Annotated in this window: 24 protein-coding genes; 8 read left to right on the top strand and 16 right to left on the bottom strand. The window is 41.1% G+C overall.

Annotated features, from left to right (window positions below; all coding sequences use genetic code 11):
* The first annotated feature begins 74 nt into the window (after nucleotides 1–74).
* The gene (locus tag ACOYVE_RS10960; RefSeq protein WP_014857447.1) at nucleotides 75–935 is read left to right on the top strand and encodes a sulfurtransferase; all 861 of its coding nucleotides are present in this window, start codon (nucleotides 75–77) and stop codon (nucleotides 933–935) included.
* On the opposite strand, the gene trpA is transcribed toward ACOYVE_RS10960, so the two are convergent.
* Genes trpA through trpE form a run of 7 tightly spaced genes read right to left on the bottom strand, consistent with a single transcriptional unit; the run spans nucleotide 932 to nucleotide 7,441 of the window.
* Nucleotides 932–1,711: a tryptophan synthase subunit alpha gene (trpA, locus tag ACOYVE_RS10955; RefSeq protein ID WP_014857446.1), complete on the bottom strand. Its 780-nt coding sequence runs from the start codon at nucleotides 1,709–1,711 to the stop codon at nucleotides 932–934. The genes ACOYVE_RS10960 and trpA overlap by 4 nt on opposite strands.
* A gap of 2 nt (nucleotides 1,712–1,713) precedes the next feature.
* A complete protein-coding gene (trpB, locus tag ACOYVE_RS10950; protein WP_422881943.1) occupies nucleotides 1,714–2,907 on the bottom strand; it encodes a tryptophan synthase subunit beta in 1,194 nt (397 codons plus the stop codon).
* A gap of 60 nt (nucleotides 2,908–2,967) precedes the next feature.
* Complete coding sequence (locus ACOYVE_RS10945) at nucleotides 2,968–3,609, bottom strand: phosphoribosylanthranilate isomerase (RefSeq protein ID WP_014857444.1); 642 nt, start codon at nucleotides 3,607–3,609, stop codon at nucleotides 2,968–2,970.
* Nucleotides 3,599–4,402 carry an indole-3-glycerol phosphate synthase TrpC gene (trpC, locus tag ACOYVE_RS10940; protein ID WP_014857443.1) on the bottom strand — a complete coding sequence of 268 codons (804 nt, stop codon included), beginning with the start codon at nucleotides 4,400–4,402 and terminating at the stop codon, nucleotides 3,599–3,601. The genes ACOYVE_RS10945 and trpC overlap by 11 nt, the downstream gene beginning before the upstream one ends.
* A gap of 3 nt (nucleotides 4,403–4,405) precedes the next feature.
* Nucleotides 4,406–5,419 (bottom strand): anthranilate phosphoribosyltransferase, encoded by a 1,014-nt coding sequence (gene trpD, locus ACOYVE_RS10935; RefSeq protein ID WP_014857442.1) that lies wholly within the window; start codon nucleotides 5,417–5,419, stop codon nucleotides 4,406–4,408.
* Nucleotides 5,413–5,982 carry an anthranilate synthase component II gene (locus ACOYVE_RS10930; RefSeq protein ID WP_014857441.1) on the bottom strand — a complete coding sequence of 190 codons (570 nt, stop codon included), beginning with the start codon at nucleotides 5,980–5,982 and terminating at the stop codon, nucleotides 5,413–5,415. The genes trpD and ACOYVE_RS10930 overlap by 7 nt, the downstream gene beginning before the upstream one ends.
* Entirely contained in the window at nucleotides 5,960–7,441 is a 1,482-nt protein-coding gene (gene trpE / locus ACOYVE_RS10925; protein WP_014857440.1) for an anthranilate synthase component I, read from the bottom strand. The genes ACOYVE_RS10930 and trpE overlap by 23 nt, the downstream gene beginning before the upstream one ends.
* Before the next feature lie 430 nt (nucleotides 7,442–7,871).
* Between trpE and ACOYVE_RS10920 the strand changes: the two genes are divergently transcribed.
* From ACOYVE_RS10920 to ACOYVE_RS10905, 4 genes are all read left to right on the top strand, one after another.
* On the top strand, nucleotides 7,872–8,207 hold the full coding sequence (locus ACOYVE_RS10920) for a hypothetical protein (RefSeq protein WP_422881939.1): 336 nt from the start codon (nucleotides 7,872–7,874) through the stop codon (nucleotides 8,205–8,207).
* A gap of 60 nt (nucleotides 8,208–8,267) precedes the next feature.
* Nucleotides 8,268–8,714, top strand: a complete 447-nt coding sequence (locus ACOYVE_RS10915) for a hypothetical protein (protein ID WP_014857438.1) — start codon at nucleotides 8,268–8,270, stop codon at nucleotides 8,712–8,714.
* Nucleotides 8,715–8,749: 35 nt separating this feature from the next.
* Nucleotides 8,750–9,472: a hypothetical protein gene (locus tag ACOYVE_RS10910; RefSeq protein WP_014857437.1), complete on the top strand. Its 723-nt coding sequence runs from the start codon at nucleotides 8,750–8,752 to the stop codon at nucleotides 9,470–9,472.
* A gap of 69 nt (nucleotides 9,473–9,541) precedes the next feature.
* A complete protein-coding gene (locus ACOYVE_RS10905) occupies nucleotides 9,542–10,585 on the top strand; it encodes a radical SAM protein (RefSeq protein WP_162098604.1) in 1,044 nt (347 codons plus the stop codon).
* Between the two features lie 36 nt (nucleotides 10,586–10,621).
* Here ACOYVE_RS10905 and ACOYVE_RS10900 read toward each other — a convergent pair whose 3' ends face one another.
* The 3 genes from ACOYVE_RS10900 to ACOYVE_RS10890 all read right to left on the bottom strand — a co-directional run bounded on the left by ACOYVE_RS10900 (nucleotide 10,622) and on the right by ACOYVE_RS10890 (nucleotide 13,929).
* The gene (locus ACOYVE_RS10900; protein WP_422881938.1) at nucleotides 10,622–12,097 is read right to left on the bottom strand and encodes an aminotransferase class V-fold PLP-dependent enzyme; all 1,476 of its coding nucleotides are present in this window, start codon (nucleotides 12,095–12,097) and stop codon (nucleotides 10,622–10,624) included.
* A gap of 113 nt (nucleotides 12,098–12,210) precedes the next feature.
* Nucleotides 12,211–13,071, bottom strand: a complete 861-nt coding sequence (locus tag ACOYVE_RS10895) for a sigma-70 family RNA polymerase sigma factor (protein WP_014857434.1) — start codon at nucleotides 13,069–13,071, stop codon at nucleotides 12,211–12,213.
* A gap of 270 nt (nucleotides 13,072–13,341) precedes the next feature.
* Nucleotides 13,342–13,929, bottom strand: a complete 588-nt coding sequence (locus ACOYVE_RS10890) for a sigma-70 family RNA polymerase sigma factor (protein WP_014857433.1) — start codon at nucleotides 13,927–13,929, stop codon at nucleotides 13,342–13,344.
* A 143-nt stretch (nucleotides 13,930–14,072) separates the two neighbouring features.
* On the opposite strand from ACOYVE_RS10890, the gene ACOYVE_RS10885 reads away from it, so the two are divergent.
* On the top strand, nucleotides 14,073–14,672 hold the full coding sequence (locus ACOYVE_RS10885) for a tetratricopeptide repeat protein (RefSeq protein WP_422881936.1): 600 nt from the start codon (nucleotides 14,073–14,075) through the stop codon (nucleotides 14,670–14,672).
* On the opposite strand, the gene ACOYVE_RS10880 is transcribed toward ACOYVE_RS10885, so the two are convergent.
* The 6 genes from ACOYVE_RS10880 to ACOYVE_RS10855 are packed head-to-tail and all read right to left on the bottom strand — an operon-like array spanning nucleotide 14,662 to nucleotide 18,648.
* Nucleotides 14,662–15,423: a hypothetical protein gene (locus tag ACOYVE_RS10880; protein ID WP_422881934.1), complete on the bottom strand. Its 762-nt coding sequence runs from the start codon at nucleotides 15,421–15,423 to the stop codon at nucleotides 14,662–14,664. The genes ACOYVE_RS10885 and ACOYVE_RS10880 overlap by 11 nt on opposite strands.
* Nucleotides 15,424–15,439: 16 nt before the next feature.
* Nucleotides 15,440–15,922, bottom strand: a complete 483-nt coding sequence (locus tag ACOYVE_RS10875; RefSeq protein WP_422881933.1) for a universal stress protein — start codon at nucleotides 15,920–15,922, stop codon at nucleotides 15,440–15,442.
* The gene (locus ACOYVE_RS10870) at nucleotides 15,919–16,467 is read right to left on the bottom strand and encodes a cyclic nucleotide-binding domain-containing protein (protein WP_422881931.1); all 549 of its coding nucleotides are present in this window, start codon (nucleotides 16,465–16,467) and stop codon (nucleotides 15,919–15,921) included. Before ACOYVE_RS10870 ends, ACOYVE_RS10875 begins: the two co-directional genes overlap by 4 nt.
* 11 nt (nucleotides 16,468–16,478) lie before the next feature.
* On the bottom strand, nucleotides 16,479–17,234 hold the full coding sequence (locus ACOYVE_RS10865) for a HisA/HisF-related TIM barrel protein (RefSeq protein ID WP_422881929.1): 756 nt from the start codon (nucleotides 17,232–17,234) through the stop codon (nucleotides 16,479–16,481).
* Entirely contained in the window at nucleotides 17,227–18,378 is a 1,152-nt protein-coding gene (locus ACOYVE_RS10860; RefSeq protein ID WP_014857427.1) for an acyl-CoA dehydrogenase family protein, read from the bottom strand. Before ACOYVE_RS10860 ends, ACOYVE_RS10865 begins: the two co-directional genes overlap by 8 nt.
* Before the next feature lie 57 nt (nucleotides 18,379–18,435).
* On the bottom strand, nucleotides 18,436–18,648 hold the full coding sequence (locus ACOYVE_RS10855; RefSeq protein WP_014857426.1) for a hypothetical protein: 213 nt from the start codon (nucleotides 18,646–18,648) through the stop codon (nucleotides 18,436–18,438).
* 186 nt (nucleotides 18,649–18,834) lie between these two features.
* Between ACOYVE_RS10855 and ACOYVE_RS10850 the strand changes: the two genes are divergently transcribed.
* Together ACOYVE_RS10850 and ACOYVE_RS10845 are read left to right on the top strand one after the other, a co-directional pair.
* Nucleotides 18,835–19,665, top strand: coding sequence for an alpha/beta hydrolase family protein (locus ACOYVE_RS10850; protein ID WP_422881927.1), 831 nt, complete (start codon nucleotides 18,835–18,837; stop codon nucleotides 19,663–19,665).
* 10 nt (nucleotides 19,666–19,675) lie between these two features.
* Nucleotides 19,676–20,230, top strand: a complete 555-nt coding sequence (locus ACOYVE_RS10845) for a biotin transporter BioY (RefSeq protein ID WP_422881925.1) — start codon at nucleotides 19,676–19,678, stop codon at nucleotides 20,228–20,230.
* Nucleotides 20,231–20,261 lie beyond the last annotated feature (31 nt).

Genomic DNA, 20,261 nt, shown 5'->3' with positions numbered 1-20,261 from the left:
GCGCCTAAAAAATTTCCGCAAAATTTCGATAGTATAATACCGATATTATTCTTAAAAGGATCGTATCCTATTCTATGGCAAATAGATATCTGATAGAAGTTGACGAGCTTTACGATAAATTAAATGAAGATAACCTGGTAATAGTGGACACACGGGAACCGGAAGATTATCTGATTGATCATATTCCCGGGGCAATAAATATTTATGATATTTTCAGCTATCTTGCGACCGAATCCAACGGCGGTTATGAACAAATGAGAAATCACTTTGCCGGCTTATTCGGCTTAAACGGCATCGATTCGTCTAAAGAAGTTGTTGTTTATGAAGACGCTATGGATAACGGATACGGACGATCGTGCCGCGGATGGTTTATTTTCAGTCATATGGGGCATAAGAATACCAGAATACTTCACGGAGGTTATCAAGCCTGGCTCGATAAAAATATGAGAGTGGAAAAAAATACGCCGCATCCCGAACTCAAAAAATTCGAAATTGTCGCGGACAACTCGATTATTTTAAATAAAAGGCAAATGCTTAAAGCAATCGAAAATCCCGCTATTACGATTATTGATTGCCGTGACAGAACAGAATGGGTCGGAGTTAGCTCGTCGCCGTACGGTCCGGAATTTACGCCCCGAAAGGGCAGGATTCCCGGTTCGATCTGGATTGAATGGTATAACAGCATGGAATATAAAGATTATATCCCGTGGTTCAAAAGTCCCGAGCAACTAAATGAAATGTTCAGAAGGTTCGGACTTTCGGAAGATAAAGAGTTGTATCTTTATTGTTTCAAAGGCGCCCGCACGTCGAACCTCTTCGTGGCGTTAAAAATGGCCGGATTCGAAAAAGTTTTTAATTATCTGGCGTCGTGGAACGAATGGTCGCGTGATTTTTCATTGCCCATTGAACATGGTTATCCGAAGCGAAAACACTAATTGCATGCATTCCTAAATTGTTTTATTGCTTCAGAAATCCCGGCAGGCTCGACGCCTTCGAGTATCGATTTAATTATCCTGCTTCCCACAATAAAGCCGTCTGCATAATCGTAAAATTTTCTTATGTCTTCGGGTTTGCTTATGCCGAATCCAATCATCATTTTGTTTTTTGTTATCAACGAATAAGTGCGTTTAAGATGCTCGACGGTGGAATCGTCGAATTTTTTGTCGGCGCCGGTAGTGCCTGTAACGCTTACGCAGTAAACGAAGCCTGCGCTCTTCCTGTCGATGTTCTTTATCCGCTCGTCGGAAGAAGCGGGTGTGGTTAAAAGAATTATATCAAGTCCATATTTATTGGCAGGGAAGAAAAAATCGTATTCTTCAAGCGGTATGTCGGGAACGATTAAACCATTCGCGCCCGAGTTTGACGAGTCGATCAGAAATTTTTCTTTTCCGTATTTATTGATCGGGTTTGCATAACCCATTAGTACGGCAGGTATATCGGAATAATTTCTTATTGTCTCTATAAAATTAAATATATCTTTAATTGTGAACTTCTTTTTTAAGGCTATAGAAGAGGACGCCTGAATGACGGGTCCGTCGGCAAGAGGGTCGCTGAATGGAATCCCAATTTCCAGTATATCGGCTCCGCCGTCAATAGCCGCTTTTGCATATTCGATAAACTTGTTTTTGTCCGGAAATCCAGCCGTCAAAAAAACAGCCAGAGCTTTTTTGTTATCCTTATTTACGACGTCAATTGAGTCTCTGATTTTCATACTTAATTTCCGTTGTGATTGATTAAAGTGGAAAGGTCTTTGTCGCCGCGTCCGCTCAGGTTAACGACAATAATTTCGTCTTTATTCGTAGACTCTATCATTTTTTCCAGATATGCTATTGCGTGCGCGGACTCTAAGGCAGGCAGAATGCCTTCCAACCTGGTTAGCAGGTTTACCGCCTTAAGCGCTTCATTATCCGTCACTGCTCCGTATTTGACACGGCCTTCGTCTTTTAAATAAGAATGTTCTGGTCCTACGCCCGGATAATCGAGTCCGGCAGAAATCGAGTGGACTTCGGAAATCTGACCTTCATCCGATTGAATAAGATAGGTATGCATACCCTGAAAAACGCCCGGCGATCCCAAACTAAGAGTGGCGCAATGTTTATTTGTATCGAGACCTTCGCCCGCGGCTTCTATTCCAATTAATTTTACCGAATCGTCGTTAATAAAAGGATAGAACATGCCGATTGCATTTGAGCCTCCTCCGACGCATGCGATTATATAGTCCGGCAAACGATTTTCTTTGCGTAAAATTTGATAACGGGTTTCATTGCCTATTACAGATTGAAAGTCGCGTACAATCATTGGATAAGGATGCGGCCCTACGACCGAACCGATAATGTAATGTGTGTTCTCGACATTTGTTACCCAGTCGCGGATGGCTTCGTTGGTAGCGTCTTTTAGAGTTCTGCTTCCTGATGAAACCGGTCTTACTTCGGCTCCGAGCAGTTTCATTCTAAAGACATTGGGTTTTTGCCTTTCGATATCTTCTTCTCCCATATACACAACGCACTGCATTCCGAATTTGGCGCAAACCGTAGCTGTCGCTACTCCGTGTTGACCCGCGCCCGTTTCGGCTATTATTCTTTCTTTACCCAAATATTTAGCCAGTAAAATTTGTCCGAGAGCATTATTGAGTTTATGAGCGCCCGTATGGCATAAGTCTTCTCTCTTTAGATAAATTTTAGCTTTACCGTAATAATCGGTTAAACGGTTGGCAAAAGTTAACGGAGTAGGTCTGCCGTTATATTCGTTTTGCAGTTCGTTTAACTGATTTAAGAAATCTTTATTGTCTTTTAATTCCAGATAAACTTTTTCGAGCGATTCGAGCGCGCCGATTAATGTTTCCGGAACGAATTTACCGCCGTAGATTCCGAATTTGCCCGATTTATCAGGTGCGTTATAGTTTCTCATTATCCTTTTCCCGAATAATTAAAAAATAAGCCGGGCCTTCTGTCCGTCGGGTAAACGAACTCAAAGACCCGGTCGGAGTGTATGCATCTGTCTGGGGTTAATTCTGCGTAACTCATCGATTAATTCTTTTAATTTGTTGATATTTTTTTTGCCGGGTTTTAATTCTATCGACGACGATACGTCGATAGCAGCCGGATTGACGTATCGTTGAATCTTTCCCAGATCGTCTTTACCGATTCCTCCGGCAAGAATTATTTTGTGCTTGAGGTTTGCTGGTATCAAATTCCAGTCGAATTTCTCGCCTGTGCCTCCGTATCCGAGCTCGGAATAGGTATCCAGCAAGTAATAACAATTTCTATACTGTTCCATTTCCTCGAAACGGAATTCATTATGCACCCTGAAACTTTTAATCACAGGTCTTATAAGTTTAGGAATAATATCCGGGGTTTCCTCTCCGTGCAATTGAATCATGTGAATGCCGCTTGCGTCGACAATTCGGTTTATTTCGTCCGCGGATGAATTAACAAATACTCCGACCGTGGTGATAAACGGCGGCAGTTTACCTATAATTTTTGACGCTGTTCCGGGTTCAATGTATCTTTGGCTTTTTTCATAGAAGATAAATCCCAGCGCGTCGGCGCCTGCCTCGTATGCAGCAATTGCGTCTTCGAAATTCGTTATTCCGCAGATTTTAATTCTCATTGTTTGTTTCTTCAAGTATATTAATAAATTGTTTGAGCGTTTTATCGATGTCTTCCGATTTCATAAAATACTCGCCGACCAAAAGACCTTTAACTTTTGGGTGAGAAATAATCTTAATGTCATCAGGCGTATTTATGCCGCTTTCTGAAATTGCAACAGTTCCTTCGGGCAGCATATCTGCTATTAGCCTGGTGGTCCGAATATCGACTTCGAATGTGTCAAGATTGCGGTTATTTATTCCGATTAATTTAATTTTGTCAAAATCGATTTTATCGAGTTGGGCGGGCGAGTGAATTTCGTATAAAATCTCAAGATTGCATTCGCTGGCAGCGGCGATTAATGAGTCGGATTGTTCCGCCGACAAAGCTTCGCCAATCAACAATACAACGTCCGCGCCGGAAGCCTTCGCTTCGAAAATTTGGTATTCGTCTATTATAAAATCTTTTCGCAGCAAAGGAACGGTCTTGAACTTTGCAATCTCTTTTAAGTATTCGATCGACCCCTTAAAGTATTTGGAATCGGTTAAAACCGAGATTGCATTAACTTTGTTGTTCATGTAAATCTTCGCAATCTCCGCATGATTGAAATCCGCTCTCAGTATTCCTTTTGAAGGACTTGCTTTTTTAATTTCCGCAATCAAGCCCAATCTTTTAGATTCGAATAATGAACCAACGAGACTTAGCGTAGAAGAATGAAAAAATTCCTGTTCTTCGAAAAAACTGAGCGAGTATCTGTTATGTAAGTTTTTTATTTCTTCTTTTTTTGTGTTGATTATTTGTTCGAGAAAGCTCATTGCTTAATTTCCGAAATTAATTAGCTCTGATAATTTTTTGTAAGCGCTGCCCGATTCAATCGATTCGATTGCGAGAGATTTGGCTTCATCGAGCGACGCGGCTGCGCCGGCTGTTAAAAGCGCTAAAGCCGAATTAGCAACCACTACGTTGTATGCGTCGCTTTTTTGTTTTTCTTTAATGACTCTCAAAATAAACTCCGCATTCTTTTCGGGAGTGTTGCTGATTATATTGTTCATATTAATTTTGTCGAACGAAAAATCCGAATGGTCAATAGTAAACTTTTCCGCCGGTTTTTCTTTTTTGTAGATGATAACGTCGCTTTTATCGGTCAAAGTTATTTCATCGTATCTGTCGGCGGTGCATACGAAAGATACCGATTCCATATCTAGATAAGAAGCGGCTTCAGCCATTAAAGCCGACGTTCGATTATTGAATGTTCCGACGAGTTGTTTTTTTGTGCCCGCAGGATTTGTCAGGGGACCCAGTATGTTAAATATAGTTTTCATACCGAGTTCTTTGCGCACAGGCGCGGCGTATTTCATAGCGGGATGATAAAGCGGGGCAAATAAAAAGGCTATGCCCGTTTTTTCGAGAGCGAGTTTCGACTGTTCGGGCGTAAGATTTATGTTGACGCCCAGCATGGAAAGGACGTCCGCGCTACCGCATTTGCTGGAAATCGATCTGTTGCCGTGTTTGGCTACTTTAACGCCGGCGCCCGACACGACAAACGCGGCGGCTGTAGATATATTGAACGTGCCTGAATTGTCTCCTCCCGTTCCGCAAACGTCAATTACATTTTCGTCGTCAATTTCAATTTTAACGCTGAATTGACGCATGGCGCTGGCAAAGCCAGCGACTTCTTCGGCTGTTTCACCCTTTGTTTTCAAGGCTGTCAAAAGACCTGCTATTTGCGAATTATTGCATTCTCCGCTCATTATACGGGACATGGCGGTTTGAGCTTCGAGAAACGTTAAATTTTCCCCGCCGCTTATTTTTTCTATGTATTCCTTTAACATACTTCCAACCAGTTTTTGATTATTAAATTGCCCACTTTAGTTAATATCGATTCGGGATGAAATTGAATGCCTTCAATAGGATAAGATTTATGTCTCACGCCCATTATTATTCCATCCGGAGTAGTTGAAGAAATTTCGAGCTCATCGGGAAGCGTAGCGCGGTCGACAACCAGCGAATGGTATCTTCCCGCCTGAAATTCCTGTTCGATACCGGAGTAGATTGTTTTTCCGTCGTGTCGAATCAACGAAGTTTTGCCGTGCATCAGAGAGGGGGCGTTAATTATTTGGGCTCCGAAACTGTAACCGATGGCCTGATGACCGAGACAAACTCCGAGAATGGGAATATCCTTTCCGAGAGTCTGGATTACTTCGACCGAAATTCCGGATTCTTCGGGTGTGCCGGGTCCGGGTGATATAACTATTTTATCCGGTTTCATCCCGATTATATCGGGAATTGAAACCTTGTCGTTTCGTTCTACCGTAATGTCGGAAGCGTACATGCCGACGAGTTGAACGAGATTGTATGTGAACGAATCGTAATTATCTATTATCAATATTTTCATCAATTACCTCGGCTAATTTTAATGCGCTAAGAAGAACGGCGGATTTATTTTTAATTTCTTTTAATTCCAGTTCGGGGCGGCTGTCTGCCACTATTCCGGCGCCGGCTTGCCAGAAGACTGACTGATTATTGGCCCACAACGTTCGGATTGCGATGCACATATCGAGATTGCCGCGGAAGTCGATATAGCCGACCGAGCCGGCATAAAGACCGCGTTTGAGCTTTTCGTATTGATTAATTAATTGTATAGCTCTTATTTTCGGAGCTCCCGAAACGGTGCCCGCAGGGAATGCGGCTTTCAATGCGTCGATTGAATCGAGCCCGTCTTTCAATATTCCCTCTACTCTCGACACTATATGCATAACATGCGAAAAACGATTGATTTTCATATTCTCGCTTATCTTTACGGTGCCGGTTTTGCAAACTCTTCCCAGGTCATTGCGCGCCAGGTCTACGAGCATTACGTGTTCGGCTATTTCTTTCGGGTCGTTAATCAAATTTTCTTCGAGCTTTTTGTCTTCCTCCTCGTTTTTGCCGCGGCGGCGTGTGCCGGCAATCGGAAGTATTTCAGCTTTCCGGTCATTTACTTTGAGTAAGTCTTCGGGCGATGTTCCCGCCACCTTAATATCATTCCCAAAACTTATATAATACATATACGGCGAAGGATTGATCATTCTCAGAGCCCTGTAAACATTAAAAAGGTCCCCGCTATATTCGGCTTCGAATCTCCTAGAAAGTACAATTTGAAATACGTCTCCGTTGTAGATATTCGATTTACTTTTTTCTACCGAGTTTAGAAATTCTTCTTCCTCGTCTTTGTGGAATTCTTTCGGAATCACTTTGAAATCCGATTTATAGTTTAATTCTTCGTTCAGTATTTTTTTTATTTTATTCAACTTATTAATTGAAACTTCGTATGAATTTTTCAGTTTTGTTTTATCTGTACAATCTGAGTTATTAATTAAAATCAGCTGATGTTTGAAATGGTCGAAAACTATAATGGTTCTGAAAAAGCCGAGTATCGAATCGGGGAATTCGTGACCGTTGCGGTCTTTATAATCGATAACGTCTTCTATTAATGAAATATTGTCGAAACCGATATAACCTACCCAGCCGCCGGTGAAATAGGGAAGTTCGTCGATAACAGGATAGTCCCGACGCTCTGTCGAGCGTTGCAGATAATCGAAAAGATTATTCTCGATCATTTCGGATTTATCCGGCTTTTCAATCTTAATTTTTTTGTGTCGGTTGGAAATAATGATTTCCGGATCGATGCCGATAAACGAATAACGCGCCAGCCTGCCGATTCCTTCAACCGATTCGAGCAGAAAAGAAGAGTCGGAATGCTTGCGCAATTTTAGATAAGCGGAAACCGGAGTCTGTAGATCCGCGGCAAGTCTGTCGTATACCGGAACGGTATTGTATTTTTCTGCCAGCGATAAAAATTTATTGTATTCCATGATTCACCTTTAAAACAAAAAACCCTTCTCAGTGATAACTAAGAAGGGTCTCTTGTATTGAATTATTTAAACTAATTTATGTTATCACTGAGATGACGGGTATAACACTGCGCCACCACCACCAGTGATTTCTATTTTTCATGTTATATGTTGATTTTAAATTCATCATTTGAATGCAAAGATAGAGAAAATTATACCATTAAGTCAATATCCTCCTAAATTATAATTATCAAATTTTTCCCGCCTGCGCCGGCAGTACGATTTCTTGATAATTTATGGATTGAAAATTATCTTGCAAGAAGAATAACAATCTTACTTGTCATTTCTACTTTATGGAGAGGGAAGAGATATGAACGAGCCTAAATATTCAACATCATTGAAACCGTTTTATTTAATAGTTCTTACAATATTGCCCGGACTGATCGGTCTGATGATTTTATATTTCTCTTTTGATGAAGAGTCAAAATTAAGTTACGTTTATTTGCTTATTTTAATTTTGTTTGGAGCGCTTCTGAAATCTATTAACTTTTTTAAGATGCCTAAAAAGATAAACCTTTATGAAAATAAATTAGTCCTGAAAAGTATATTCGGGAAAGAAATTACGCTTGAACTTATTAAGATTTGGGCGATTGAAATTAAACATGGTATTTTTATTATCAAAGCGGGCAGAGAGAGCTTCTATGCGATTAATGCTTTCACAGGAATAAACTATATTCTGGATAACTTAAAGCGTTTCGCCCCGGATATCAAAATATTACGGACTTGATTTAGGTATTTGGCATATAATATTCATTACATCTGGAGGCAATTAACATAGCAATATATAATGAAAAAGAATCTGATTTTTCTTGTTTTTATAGTCATTGCGGTTTTAAAATGCGAGTCGTATTCTCCCGAAATATCGGGAAGTAAAACAATGGACTATCTATCGTTCGAAGAATACGGTTGCATTGCGGAACGCGACAGTATCGACGAGCCGTACTGGGCATGGGCGATTATTAACGACAGCTTGAAATTCAAAGTGATGTTCAACACGCATTGCTCGGCTTTATTCAAGGACAGCGTGCATATCGACAATTATAAAATCAGGGTGTTTTTACAAGATACTAACAGTATAGTTTCTAGATGCGTTTGCCGGCATGAAACTATGTTTGTCTTCAGAATCAAATCTGCCGGGAGGCATGATCTTCAATTTTATTATAAAGCGGCAAATTCTTATGTCTATTCTGAAATATTCAGTGCTAACATTCAAATTGAAAAATGTATTTTTTAATGGCAGCGCGTCCTTGTAATTGGAGTCCGGATTAAATGAATAAGCTATTGAATATTATTCTTCTTTTAAGTCCGTTAATTTTATCCGGATGTCTTCGTACATATTATCCCGCGATTTATCAAACAAGCGCTCAACCTGTGATTTTCGAAGTTGAAACAAAAGAACGTTATGAGTCTAAATATGCAGAGGCAGACTTTACCGCATCCAGGGGAGACTATGAAAACGAATCTTTGTATATGCTGCGCGGAAGCTATACCGTAGTTAACACAAATAAGCATAATAATGTTAACACCAGACTTTACGTTTATACGGGAATTTACAGAGTTTCGGGAGTGGAAAAATATGACGGAACGAAAAGTATTTTTGGAGTCGGAGGAGAATTTAACGGCGTTCTTAACATGAAAATTAACTCGTTTAAGCTTGGGTTCGGACTTTCAGCAGGGATTGCCGCGGAAACAGGAGGTTATTATTCGTTCAGAAAAAGAGCCAACAGCGAGGGGGTGATTCAAAGCGAGCAAGGAGTGCTTTTCCCTATGATTACTCTGTTTCCAGTGTTTGCGTTAAATGTTTCGGAGAAGACTCTTGCATCTGCGCAGTTTAATGTCGGGACTCCGGGCTTTATCACTCCCAGCGTAGTTATAAACAATAATAATGAATATCTGTACTGGATAAGCTGGGCGCCGGATTTTGATAACGGAAATTATCTCGGAAGAAGAATTGTTGTAGGATTCATGATTAATACAAATACTTTTTATTAAGTTGCGTTGTTGGTATTTTTATTTATTAGATGGATGAATTGATTCCCCGAAACCGAAATGCAGGTGAAAATGAATTCGTTTCCTGAATTTATATCTTTTACGCTTACAAACGGATGCAATTTACGGTGCCAAATGTGCGGTCAATGGAGCGAAAACGGCTATGTGAAGAATCGCGTTATCGATAATAAAGGAACGTTAAAGTTAGAAGATTGGAAAAGACTGGTCGACGAGATTGCAAATTATAAAATAAGATTCATACTGATAAGAGGGGGAGAACCTTTCCTTTTCAATGGTATAATCGATTTATTGAAATATATAAACGGTAAAGGAATTTTTCTCTCCGTCGATACGAACGGAACGCTTATAGACAAATATGCCGGAGAGCTTGCAAAAATTACTAACATGCATATTACTTTTTCAGTAGACGGCGATGAAGAGGCGCACGACAATGTGAGAATGGTGAATGGAAGTTTTGAGAAAATCAAAAACAACATAAGATTATTGAACGAAATGGAAAACAAGCACAACAACAAAATAAGCAAAAGCATTTGTTTTACAATCAGTAAATATAACTATACCGTATTGAGTAAGATGCCCGCAGTTGCAAGAAGCATGGGAATCGGTTCGATCAATACCGTGCCTTATTATTATTTTTCCAAGGAAACCGGCGATCTCTATAAAAAAGAACTGGAGGAAAATTTTAATATAAAGGCATTTTCGTGGAAAGGATTTAATCATAATGACTCCGGCGTGAATTTTAGCCGCTTCGAGCGTGAATATTCGGACTATCTGGAAGATCTGAACGGAATCGAAAACTTTCCCTATATGCCCTTTAAAATGGATGAGTATAAAATTTGGTTTAATGATTCATCAACTCCCGTCGGTTCGTTAGCCTGCAATAATATAGAGAATCTGATTGATATCCAACCAAACGGAGATGTTAATTTTTGCGTCGATTTCCCGGATTACAAATTCGGAAATGTGAAAACCTCTTCCATTAAAGAACTATGGCATAGTGCCGAAGCAGAGGCTTTCAGAAAATACAGAAGAAATAAACCGCTCGCAGTCTGCTACCGCTGCGGCGCCAAGTATATTTCAGAAATCAAAGAATGAGCCCAATCCTAACCCCTAATCCCAAGTCCCTAATCCCTAATCACTAATCTCAAACCACTTCTCAATATGCTGCCAGCTGTTGTCGTTATAGAAAGTGTGACTGTATTCATTTGTCCTGGGCGAGTAGACATAATCTTTCGACCAACTATCGACATTCTGAATTATTTCCTCGATTGCGTCGAGAATAAATTCAAGTTCCGCGTCGGTCATGGTCGGATGAAGCGAGAGTCTTACCCAGCCGGGTTTTTCCGATAGGTCGCCCTTGTTAATTTTTTCGGTGATATATTTGGAGCGGGTCGGATCGACGTGAAGTAAATAATGGCCGTAGGTGCCGGCGCAGGAACATCCGCCTCGCATCTGTATTCCGTATCTGTCATTCAGCAATTTAACCATTAAATTGTAGTGAACGTTTTCAACGTAGAAAGAGATTACGCCGATTCTCTCTTCGTGTTCAGCCGCGAGGATATGGAGTCCTTTGATTTTTTTCAAGCGTTCGAACGCTTTAGCGAGCAATTGATTCTCTCGCATACGTATATTGTCGACTCCCATCTTTTCTTTCAATTTGACGACGAGCGCGGTTTTAATTGCCTGCAGAAAGCCGGGCGTGCCGCCGTCTTCTCGAGTTTCAATGTCTTGTATGTATTTGTGTTCGCCCCACGGATTTGTCCAGTCAACCGTTCCGCCGCCGGGGTGATCGGGCACTCTTCGATTATATAACTTGGAATCGAATATCAAAACGCCCGAAGTGCCCGGTCCGCCTAAAAATTTATGCGGCGAGAAAAAGATAGCGTCGAGTTTCCATGCGGGATTTTCCGGGTGCATATTGATTTTCACATACGGCGCCGCCGCCGCAAAATCGACAAAACAATAACCGTCGTACTGGTGTATCAATTCTGCCATTTCATGGTAAGGAGGTTCTATTCCCGTAACGTTCGATGCTGCCGTAAACGAGCCTATTTTAAATTTCCGGTGGCTATAAAGATCCAATAAATGTTTGAAATGATTTAAGTCGACCAATCCTCTTTCGTCGGGTTCTATCAGAACAACGTCGCAAATTGTTTCCAGCCATGACGTTTGATTGGAATGATGTTCCATATGAGTCAGAAATACTACGGGCTTTTCTTCTTTCGGAATTTTAACATGCTTTTGAAGCTGTTCGGGCAATCTCAAACCGAGGAGTCGCTGAAATTTGTTTACAGCGGCTGTCATACCGTAGCCTGCAAAGAGCAAAACATCCTTATCCGAAGCGTTGACGTGTTTTTTGATAATATTTCGCGCTTCATGGTAAGCTTTAGTCATCGAAGTGCCCGTAACGGATGATTCCGAATGCGTATTCCCAACAAACGGTCCGAAACGCTCTCGTATTATTTGTTCGATCGGGTCGTATAACCTGCCGCTTGCAATCCAGTCGGCATAGACTATCTTTTTTTTGCCGTAAGGACCGTCGAATGTCTGGTCGATGCCCGTAATATTTCGTCTGAATTTTTCAAAATGCTTTTCGAGAGTATTCATATGCATCCATTTTTTAGTACAAATATAAGAAGATTTTATTCTGAGGGTAAAAAAAAAGCCTCTCATAAGAATAGATGAGAGGCTTACACTAAAAAAGGGGGTAGAAATGAAGATTATCCTAAATAAGCTTTCAAATTTTTGCTTCTGGAAGAATGACGCAGTCTGATAAGAGCTTTTTCTTTAATTTGGCGCACGCGTTCGCGTGTAAGATTTAATTTTTCTCCGATTTCTTCCAGAGTTAATGAATGTTCCTTGCCTAAACCGAAATAGAGACGAATCACTTCGGCTTCTCTTTCAGTCAGTGTTGAAAGGGAGCGTTCGATTTCGGTTTTGAGAGACTCTTTTAACAGAGTATGGTCGGGCGAAGGTTGATCCTCGTTTGGCATAACGTCGAGCAGACTATTATTGCTGTCGTCGCTGTGTGCAAAAGGAGCGTCCATTGAAATGTGTCTTCCGGCAATCTGCATTGCATAATTGACGTCCTGGACGTCCATGTCGAGCTGTTCTGCAATTTCCTCGGCGCTCGGTTTTCTTTCGTATTCCTGCTCGAGCTGACTGAGAGCCTTGCCCATTTTATTCAAAGCGCCAACGCGATTTAACGGGAGGCGCACCATTCTGGATTGTTCGGCAATAGCCTGCATAATCGATTGTCGAATCCACCAGACGGCGTAAGAAATGAACTTAAATCCGCGCGTTTCGTCGAAACGAAGACCGGCTTTAATCAAGCCTAAGTTTCCTTCGTTTATCAGGTCGCCTAAAGGAAGACCCTGATTCTGGTATTGTTTTGCCACGCTGACAACGAATCTCAAATTAGCCTTTGTCAATTTATCGAGGGCTTGTTTGTCTCCCTTTTTGATTCTTTTGGCTAATTCGATTTCTTCTTCCGGGGTAAGGAGGTCAACTTTTCCGATTTCTTGAAGATATTGGTCTAAAGATTTGCTTTCCCGGTTCGTAAATTGCTTGGTTATCTTCAACTCTTCATTTCTCCTTATTATATTATTGAATTACTCTGTTTTTAACTTCAATCAATACATAATAGTTCCACGGGGCTCTAATTTTGCCCGGTCGGAAAATTGATTTATTTTTGTATTGCTATTTAATTTCTCCTCTTACAGAGAAGTGTTTAATGATAGTAATGTAAAGGTCTTCGATAGTAGCTCGTAGATATGTTGCTCGATTTCTCATCCGGCAAAAATACGCAAAATAAATATCATTGTCCAGAAAAAATTCAGAAAATTTTATTTTTAATTTAAAATTAATTTGCTTTCTCCGCCTACTAAAGACTTACCTTTTGCATACGAATAGAGGAGCGTATAGAGCATTTTGCGGGCTCTGTGAAGGCGCGAGCGTACCGTACCAACCGGACAATCGATAAAATCGGCTATCTCTTCGTAAGAATATCCCTCGATGTCGCTCAGGAAAATGATTGTTCTGAAATCATTTGGAAGTTTTGCCAAGGCATCGGCTATCTCGTCGCTCATTACGTCGCTGAAGGCGTCGTTTTGCACATGCGATGAGGTTATTTCTTCAGAACGTATATTTTCATAAAAGTTTTCGATATCGTCATAATTTACTTTCCCCGGCTGTCTTTTGATTTTGCGGTAAGAATTAATAAAGGAATTTTTCATAATCTGAAATAACCAGGCTTTTACATTAGTTCCTTTTTCGTATTGATCAAAAAAGCGGAATGCTTTCAACAATGTATCCTGGAGCAGGTCTTCCGCATCATCCGAATCCCTCGATAATTTTAACGCAAACGACTTTAGAGACGGAATGTGCGGCGTTATCTCATAGTCGAATTCTTTACGTCTGCTTTCGTTTGTTCTGGCCATTTTCTTCCTTTAAATATGACATTTAATCTTATTAACAGACAGAGGGTATTTTTAGTTCAATTTGTCTCAATTCTGTAAAAAAAATGAAGATAAATTATTACGAAATTTACTAAGTTTGTGGAGTTATAAATACGGAGCCAGAAATGAAATTCAAATCAGTTTATATATATTTATTGCTCTTTACCGCTTTTATCGTAACGGTAATTTTTCTTTCGGTAAATACGGATACTACCAATCCGCATCCGAATATGCCGAACGACGAAATCCATAAAGGGATGTCGCAGAAGAAAGGGGAAATGCCCTCCGGTTCGAACGTTATGGAACAAGCAATTCAGAAACTGAACGCTCTTAAAAAGGCGTACGAAGAAAATCCGAACGACACGCTTAGAATAAGAGAATATGCCGATATGCTTACAATGGCGCATAAACCGGAAGAGGCTCTTAAACTCTATGAAAAACTCCATTCAATCGATCCGAAACGAATCGACGCAATGCTGCAGCTTACGTTTATTCATTTTAACCTCGGCGAACTCGACAAAGCCGAAGAATATACGGCAAAAATTTTGAAAATCGACGGGAACTATCCGCTGGGACTCTATAATATGGGCGTCATCCAGCAGGTGAAAGGCAACGAAAAAGAGGCGCGCAGATACTGGGAAAAATTGATTGAAAAACATCCGAACAGCCGGGCTGCTCAAAACGCCAAGGAGATTCTGGAAAGTCTTAAAACCGTTAATCGGTAAAGATTTCCTTGATTAAATTTTTATCGACTTCTTCGAAATAGTAATTCTCAATCTTTATTCCGGAACGGGTCTTCCAGATTTCTTCGGGCGGCATTATTTTATTTTCGAATTTGTTTTTGCCTGAAAATTTTTTTCTATCGCACACGACGTAGAGAGGGATTTTCCGGTGTTTACACGCCAGAGCCAAAATGCCGCTTCCGGTTTTATTAACCACATTGCCGCTTTTAAGCACTGCGTCTGCGCCTATAATTCCCGCTTCGTATTTCGAGGTCTCATTATATATCATCGCTTCGGTTATCAGTTTAACATTAATACCCGTTTTATGTAACCGGCGAGCCAGTACGCGTCCTTCGAACTGCGGTCGAGATTCGGCTACCGCCGCCTTTAGATTGTCTCTTTCTTCGGAGAGCCGCTTCAATATCTCGTAAACAGTTTTGCTGTTGGATATGGTTATGAAAGAGGAGTATCTAATAAGCCGGTTACGGCAATTTTGATAGATATTATCGTAGATATTTAATATGAGCTTGTCGTATTTTTCAAAAAATTCATCGAGGCTTTTTTTAGTTTTAACAGCTTTTCTTAATTCATGCAAATAATGTCGGATATTTTCGAAAGTTGCGAATTTATTTCCGAAATTATCGAGCAGGTCGGGAAAAAGGGGGAGTATGTTCTTTTGGGATTTTAAATGTTTATGCATTTCTTCGAGCAGTTCGCTGCTGCCCGAAATATTGTCGTCCGTGAAATTTTTCATATCGACTCGGGTAAAATCAGACTTGTCCGTTTTGAGCGTTAAACTGGAATCCTTTGATCGGTTTACGCAAAGTCAGAACTGGACAGGGAGCTTTGCGAACGACTTTTTCAGCCGTGCTGCCGAAGAGAAGATGTTCAACGCCGGTATGACCGTGAGTAGCCATTATAATTATATCTGCGTCCACATCGCGCGCCGTTTCGATTATCTCGACGAACGGCTTGCCGGTTTTAATTATTCTTTCTGCTTCGAGCGAAGGGTCGACGTAAGATTTTATGAGTGAATCCATCTCTTCTTCGGCTCTGTTCTTTATGTCGTTTTCGAGCGACGGAATGGCAACCTGACCCATGCTGAAGTCCGCAGGATAAATGACCGGTTCGATTACGTAGATAATATAAAGTTTGGCGTCGAATTGTTTTGCAAATTGCACTGCGTATTTCAAGGCGTCTTTGGAATAATCGGAAAAATCAACGGGCACCAAAATTTTTTTAATCAGATTCATAGCTGCTTCTCCCTTGTTCTTATTTGATTATAAAGCTCCAGATATTCTTTGTTAACATTACGCAGACGAGTTGCAATAATATGGATAAGACCTTTCAGGATTTTAATGCCTTCCTGGGGATGAGCTTCGATAAATTCGTCGAGGTCGGGTTTGAAAATGGCAGCTATAAAAGAATCTTTCAGAGCGACGGCGCTGGCGGCTCGCCGTTCTTCGTCTATCAGAGCCAACTCGCCGAAGAAGTCGCCTCTTGTAAGGTGAGCAAGATCGAATTGTTCGCCGTCCTCGTTTTCCTGTGTAATTAACACTTCGCCGCTGACGATTATATAGAGAGCTATTCCGGGATCGTTCTGATAAAAGATGTATTCGTTGGCTTTATAAAAACGATTGTGTATTAATTTCATCAGTAATTTCAGGTATTTCGGAGTTAGATTTTTAAACGGAGGTATTGAAGCCAGCACTTCTTCCAATTCATTCTTGTCCGTCGGGCTTTTGAACAGGTTTGCCCAGAAACTGCTTTTTTCCGGTATTCTTATTTGGGGTTCCATTTTATCTCGGCTCAATTAAATAATCCCGCTTCAGCCACACGCCAAATTTTTTGACACGAAAAACGGTTTTCGTATAAAGCTCTTCCGATTATTACCGAATCGATATGATTGCCGCCTTCTTTTTGCAACTGTATCAGATCGCGGTATCCGGAAATGCCTCCCGAATGTGTAACTTTCTTTTCTGTAATTTCGGCAATTTTTTTGGATAATTCAATGTTCGGACCCAATAACATTCCGTTGCGCCTTACGTCGGTGACAATATAACGTTCGGTTCCCAGTTCTTTCAACATTTTTGCATAATCGAGCGCATCGATACCCGTGAAAACTCTTCTGCCTCTTGTGACCACCTGACCTTCAATAACATCGATTGCGGCGACAACTTTATTGGGCGAAAATTTTTCGAGTATTTTTACGTACTCGTTTTTATTTTCGTGAGCTAGAGTTCCGATAACAATCCTTGCCGCTCCCAGATCGAATGCTTTTTCCGCGTCTTCCAGATTGCTTATACCGCCGCCGAGCTCTACGGGAATTATTACGCTTTCGCATATCCTTCTGATTACGTCGTGATTGACGTGCGAATGATACCATGCGGAATTGAAATCGACCACATGAAGGCATTTTGCGTTCTCGGCGCGCCAGATAAGAGCCATCTCAACCGGGTCGTTGCCGTATGAGGGACAGTTTAATTCCGGAATGCCCTGAACAACCCTGACGGTTTTGCCGTCCTGAATATCAATCGAAGGTATAATTAAAATCTTCTTAGCCATCGAAGCGCCATTTACCGTTATTTTTAATTGTCTTTCTGCTGATAATCAACTTTTGAATCTCGCTTGTGCCTTCGAAAATTTTCAAAATCCTGACGTCTCTGTAAAAACGTTCTATCGGCAGTTCCCGCGAATAACCCATTCCGCCGTGGATCTGAAGAGCCATATCCGCAATTTCCTGGACGGCTTCGGAAGCATATAATTTTACAATTGCCGCGTCCTGACTGACATCGAGACCTTCGTCGTATTTTTGCGCGGCTCGGAATAATATACTCTCCATAAGATATATTTTTGAAGTCATATCCGCAATCATAAACTGAATTGCTTCGAAGCGGGAAATCGGCTGGTCGAATTGTATCCTTTGATTTGCATATTGAACCGAAAGTTCGAGCATCTCTTTGGCAGCGCCGAGCGAGCAGGCGCCCACCGTCAATCTGCCGGCGTCCAAAGCTTTCATTGCAATCGGAAATCCTCTGCCTTCTTTGCCTATTAAATTTTCTTCCGGAACTTCTACGTTGTTAAAACGGATCGGATTCGTAACGCTTCCGCGAATTCCCATTTTTTTTTCGTTAGGTCCCACTTCTACTCCGCCAAAATCTTTTTCAACTACGAATCCAGTTATTCCTTTGTCTGTCCGGGCGAATACCGTAAATATGTCGGCTATAGCGCCGTTGGTAATCCATAATTTTTCCCCGTTAATAATCCATTTATTTCCTTTTTTAACCGCTGAGGTTTTTATATTGAAAGAATCCGAACCGGCTTGCGCTTCGGTAAGGCAGAATGCCGCAATTTTATTGCCCGACGTAAGAAGGGGAAGGTATTTTTCTTTTAATTCTTCGGAACCGCCGATAAAAATGGCATTTGTTCCGATCGATTGATGAGCGCCGATAAAAGTAGCGGTAGAACCGCACACCCGGGCAACTTCTTCCTGAGCTATACAATAGCCGACTTCGCCGAATCCTCCTCCTCCGTATTTTTCAGGAAAAGCCGTTCCCAGAAGTCCGACTTCGGCAATTTTTTCGATCAAATCGCGCGGAATATATTCTTCCTCGTCGATTTTTCGGGCAAGCGGTTTAATTTCAGAATTCGCAAATTCCCTCACGGTTTGGCGCAGCATTAGATGTTCTTCGGTAAATTTCAGATACATAGATGATTTTCGACCTTTTTGAAGGTCAAAAATACATAAATGAGAGCTAAAAGAAAATTAAACCGCTTCGGACGTTTCAACGGCGAACATTTTGTACTGTTTATAAAGAGCAACGGCGCTTTCGAAATCGAAGCGCGTTCTTATTAAAAAACTTTCGTCCCGTTGTTTTAACGGCGGTTCCGGCTCCCATTCCAGATTTGAATTGAGCACCTTGTTACTGGCTGTATCGACTATAGCCCACTTTGCAACACCGTCCTTATACGATTTCATGACAAGATGTATCTTTCCCTCCAATCCAAATCTCATTGCTACGTCAAACCATTTTGCTTTTTCTTCAATTGTCATGGCACTAGTATTTATTTATTCTACTTTAATAATCGGATAAAAGTAAAAAGACTTTAGTTTTAAAGAAAATTACTTGACTTTAGACGGGCGAATCTTGATATTTCGTGCAATATGATAAGAAATTTCACTTTTACGGCTTCCGATAACGAGCGGATTTTTGCTACTGCATACCTGAATGAAACTCGCTTTTCGGGAAATGCACTCGTTCTTGTCCACGGTTTTAAAGGATTTAAAGACTGGGGATTTGGTCCGTATGCCTCGCAATTCTTTGCCGATAACGGATATCTTACCGTGGCTTTTAACTTTTCGCACAACGGAGTAGACGAGAATAACGAATTTACCCGGCTCGACAAATTTGCCGACAATACTTTTTCCAGGGAGATAAGAGAATTAAACGAAATTACCGACGCCGTCTACAATGATTGTCTGAATCTGAACTTCAAAGGAAAAATCGGATATATCGGACACAGCAGGGGAGGAGCCATTTCGATTCTGACGGCTTCGCGCAGAACCGACATTCCCGCCGTTGCTTTGTGGGCTTCGGTATCGAAATTAGACCGCTATTCCGAAAGGCAAAAGGAAGAATGGCGTAAGAAAGGTTATTTCCAGGTTATGAATATGCGCACTAAACAAAAAATGAAATTAAACCTCACTCTCCTGGAAGATATCGAAAAAAACGGCGAGGATTTGCTCAATATTCAAAAAGCAGTCTCTAATTTCGATCGACCTTTGTTGATTGCTCACGGCGACCGGGATTTGGCTGTTCCACCCGAGGAGGCAGAAGAACTTTATAATTGGGCAAACAAAGAAAAGACCGAACTCTACATTATCCGCAATACCGGACATACTTTCGGAATAGTTCATCCTTTTAAGCATTCAAACGAAAAATTTGATAAATTGCTCGATAAAACTGTGACATTTTTTAATAACAATCTCAAATAAAGGGGATACTATGACAACCAAAGAAAATGCAAAGCGTTTTATTCTGCCGCTTTCGGCGACTAAATCCAGAGACGCGGCTCTCGTATTGCTTTTTTCAGCTCTTACATTTTTGAGCGCTCAAATTATAATACCGGCTCAACCCGTGCCTTTTACATTGCAGACAATGGTAGTGTTGCTCTCGGGTGCATTTCTGGGCGCGCGCAACGGCGCTTACAGTCAAATTATATATATTGCCGCAGGCGCTATCGGAATTCCCGTATTTGCAGGCTTCGGATTCGGTTTTATGAAGTTATTCGGACCTACGGGAGGATATCTGCTTGCTTTTCCTTTCGCGGCGTTTATTGCAGGCTATCTGCTCGAAAAGAATCGTAGCTTTTTGAGAGTTTTCGTTTCGTTCCTCCTTGCCGACGCTATGATTATATTGTCCGGGGCGCTCTATCTTTCAGTATTCTTCGGAGGTAATCTCAAGGCGGCTTTATTCAGCGGAGCCGTTCTCTTCTCGGTATGGGATATTTTGAAAATTACGGCAGCCGCTTTTTTGGTAGTTACCATTAGGAAAAAATAAAATCGCTCTTGTTTTATCAAACTTAAAAGAA

The organism is Melioribacter sp. (assembly GCF_049325435.1).
Taxonomy (GTDB): domain Bacteria; phylum Bacteroidota; class Ignavibacteria; order Ignavibacteriales; family Melioribacteraceae; genus Melioribacter; species Melioribacter roseus.
This window is presented reverse-complemented; position numbering and strand designations above follow the sequence as displayed.

Excerpts from the sequence above, each read along its gene's own strand:
- trpB (WP_422881943.1), bottom strand. The coding sequence starts at position 2,907 with ATGAGAAACTATAACGCACCTGATAAATCGGGCAAATTCGGAATCTAC.
- ACOYVE_RS10865 (WP_422881929.1), bottom strand. The coding sequence starts at position 17,234 with ATGGCTAAGAAGATTTTAATTATACCTTCGATTGATATTCAGGACGGC.
- ACOYVE_RS10910 (WP_014857437.1), top strand. The coding sequence starts at position 8,750 with ATGAATAAGCTATTGAATATTATTCTTCTTTTAAGTCCGTTAATTTTA.
- trpE (WP_014857440.1), bottom strand. The coding sequence starts at position 7,441 with ATGGAATACAATAAATTTTTATCGCTGGCAGAAAAATACAATACCGTT.
- ACOYVE_RS10915 (WP_014857438.1), top strand. The coding sequence starts at position 8,268 with ATGAAAAAGAATCTGATTTTTCTTGTTTTTATAGTCATTGCGGTTTTA.
- ACOYVE_RS10885 (WP_422881936.1), top strand. The coding sequence starts at position 14,073 with ATGAAATTCAAATCAGTTTATATATATTTATTGCTCTTTACCGCTTTT.
- ACOYVE_RS10875 (WP_422881933.1), bottom strand. The coding sequence starts at position 15,922 with ATGAATCTGATTAAAAAAATTTTGGTGCCCGTTGATTTTTCCGATTAT.
- ACOYVE_RS10920 (WP_422881939.1), top strand. The coding sequence starts at position 7,872 with ATGATTTTATATTTCTCTTTTGATGAAGAGTCAAAATTAAGTTACGTT.
- ACOYVE_RS10930 (WP_014857441.1), bottom strand. The coding sequence starts at position 5,982 with ATGAAAATATTGATAATAGATAATTACGATTCGTTCACATACAATCTC.
- ACOYVE_RS10905 (WP_162098604.1), top strand. The coding sequence starts at position 9,542 with ATGAATTCGTTTCCTGAATTTATATCTTTTACGCTTACAAACGGATGC.
- ACOYVE_RS10960 (WP_014857447.1), top strand. The coding sequence starts at position 75 with ATGGCAAATAGATATCTGATAGAAGTTGACGAGCTTTACGATAAATTA.
- trpA (WP_014857446.1), bottom strand. The coding sequence starts at position 1,711 with ATGAAAATCAGAGACTCAATTGACGTCGTAAATAAGGATAACAAAAAA.
- ACOYVE_RS10870 (WP_422881931.1), bottom strand. The coding sequence starts at position 16,467 with ATGGAACCCCAAATAAGAATACCGGAAAAAAGCAGTTTCTGGGCAAAC.
- ACOYVE_RS10850 (WP_422881927.1), top strand. The coding sequence starts at position 18,835 with ATGATAAGAAATTTCACTTTTACGGCTTCCGATAACGAGCGGATTTTT.
- ACOYVE_RS10845 (WP_422881925.1), top strand. The coding sequence starts at position 19,676 with ATGACAACCAAAGAAAATGCAAAGCGTTTTATTCTGCCGCTTTCGGCG.
- ACOYVE_RS10890 (WP_014857433.1), bottom strand. The coding sequence starts at position 13,929 with ATGGCCAGAACAAACGAAAGCAGACGTAAAGAATTCGACTATGAGATA.
- ACOYVE_RS10855 (WP_014857426.1), bottom strand. The coding sequence starts at position 18,648 with ATGAAATCGTATAAGGACGGTGTTGCAAAGTGGGCTATAGTCGATACA.
- ACOYVE_RS10860 (WP_014857427.1), bottom strand. The coding sequence starts at position 18,378 with ATGTATCTGAAATTTACCGAAGAACATCTAATGCTGCGCCAAACCGTG.
- ACOYVE_RS10945 (WP_014857444.1), bottom strand. The coding sequence starts at position 3,609 with ATGAGAATTAAAATCTGCGGAATAACGAATTTCGAAGACGCAATTGCT.
- ACOYVE_RS10900 (WP_422881938.1), bottom strand. The coding sequence starts at position 12,097 with ATGAATACTCTCGAAAAGCATTTTGAAAAATTCAGACGAAATATTACG.
- trpC (WP_014857443.1), bottom strand. The coding sequence starts at position 4,402 with ATGAGCTTTCTCGAACAAATAATCAACACAAAAAAAGAAGAAATAAAA.
- trpD (WP_014857442.1), bottom strand. The coding sequence starts at position 5,419 with ATGTTAAAGGAATACATAGAAAAAATAAGCGGCGGGGAAAATTTAACG.
- ACOYVE_RS10880 (WP_422881934.1), bottom strand. The coding sequence starts at position 15,423 with ATGAAAAATTTCACGGACGACAATATTTCGGGCAGCAGCGAACTGCTC.